At 74.7% G+C, this 1,584-nt stretch carries 1 protein-coding gene and 2 pseudogenes; 1 reads left to right on the top strand and 2 read right to left on the bottom strand.

What is annotated here, in order from left to right; genetic code table 11:
* Window positions 1-152: pseudogene (locus tag AOK24_RS52075) on the bottom strand (lytic murein transglycosylase); the annotation flags it as partial.
* A 2-nt stretch (window positions 153-154) separates the two neighbouring features.
* Window positions 155-625, bottom strand: a pseudogene (locus tag AOK24_RS47130) (lytic transglycosylase); the annotation flags it as partial.
* A 313-nt stretch (window positions 626-938) separates the two neighbouring features.
* Between AOK24_RS47130 and AOK24_RS44040 the strand changes: the two are divergent.
* Window positions 939-1,584: DUF4184 family protein (locus AOK24_RS44040; protein ID WP_055725421.1), on the top strand; the 646-nt coding region annotated here is incomplete at its 3' end.

The raw sequence follows: 1,584 nt of genomic DNA, 5'->3' as shown, positions 1-1,584 counted from the left end.
TGCGCGGCGGCGAGGGCGGCGTCGTAGACGTTGTTGGGGTCCTTGCGGCCGTCGCCGTTGCCGTCGCGGCCGGCCCACGCCCAGGTCGAGGGGATGAACTGCATGGGGCCCACGGCGCGGTCGTACATGCTGTCGCCGTCGAAGGCGCCGCCNNGGTGACCGTCGTGCCGTCCGCGCCGACGTTCCCGCCGCTCGCGTGGCTCGACTCGACCTTGCCGATCGCGGCGAGGAGCTCCCAGGGGAGGTTGCAGCCGGGCTTGTCGGCCGCGAGGGCCGTCGCGGCCCTCTTGTAGGCGTCCAGGACGGTCGCGGGGATGCCCGACTCCGAGACGGTGCCGGTCGCGCCGGTGCCGGGTATCCCGGGTATCGGAGTGGCGCCCGGGGAGGGCACCGGGCTCGGGCTGTTGAGGGGCGGCAGGTCCGTGTAGTACGGCGAGTTGCCGGTGGCGCCGCCGGCCGTCGGTCCCGGGTCACCCGCCGCAGCGGGTGTGTCGGCGGGTCTGTCCTGGGTGGTGCCCGCGACGACCTCCGGTGCCTGGGACGCGGCCAGGGCGGCGACCGCGACGGCGGCCACGGTGGTGTTGACCGCGCTCTTGCGCAGCCTCCTGCCGAAATGCGCCGACATGAAGTGAACCCCTCCCGTGGACGCCCGAGCGCCCGTCTCTGTCTGCCGTGCTCACCTGTGTGACGAACGGACGGCCCGGGAGGTTGCCCCTCCAGCCGATTCCCGTCCCGCTGTCACCGCTCGCCCCGCGTACACCGGGCGTACCGGCGGGTACGGCGACCCTACGTCAACTCCCTTGACACCGGCACCCGTCGGGGGCTGTTTTCATCCGCCCCTCATGTACGGACGGCCGGGAACCGCGCCCCGCGCCGGGGGCGTCCTCACGGTGTCGCCGTGATCGTCTTCCCGTCCGATTCCCGCCTGAGGAGCAGTTGTGCCGTTCACCCTGAGCCACGCCGCCGCCGTACTGCCGGCGGTGCGGGGCGACGGGAGCGGCCGGGGTCGGCTGATTCCCGCCGTTCTCGTGGCCGGGTCCTTCGCGCCGGACCTCACGTACTACGCGGCGAGCGCCGTCCCCGACGCGATGCGGTTCGGCGACGTCACGCACTCCTTCGCCGGGGTGTTCACGGTCGACGTGCTGCTCACGTGGGCGCTGGTCGGGCTGTGGCTCGTCGTCCGCGAGCCGCTGGTCGCGCTGCTGCCCGCCGCCGGGCGGGGCCGGGTCGCCGCGCTCACACGCTGCGGTGTCCCCCGCGCGCGCGTGTCGGGCGGGCTGGTGGCGCGGTGGTACGTCTCCGCCGTCGCCGGGGCCCTCACGCATGTCGTCTGGGACGCGTTCACCCACCTCGACCGGTGGGGGATGCGGCTGTTCCCGGTCCTCGGGGAGGAGATCGCCGGGTCGCCGCTGTACTGGTACCTCCAGTACGGGGGGTCGCTGCTGGCCGCCGTCGTCATCGCGGTGTTCCTGGCGTACGCGCTGCGCCGGGCGCCCGCCGGGGCGGTGAGCGGGCTGCCGGTGCTGTCGGCGCGGGACCGGTGGCTCGCGGGGGCGCTGCTGGGCGGGTGCGCGGTGGTGGGGG

It is taken from the genome of Streptomyces niveiscabiei (genome assembly GCF_001419795.1).
GTDB classification, from domain to species: domain Bacteria; phylum Actinomycetota; class Actinomycetes; order Streptomycetales; family Streptomycetaceae; genus Streptomyces; species Streptomyces niveiscabiei.
This window is presented reverse-complemented; position numbering and strand designations above follow the sequence as displayed.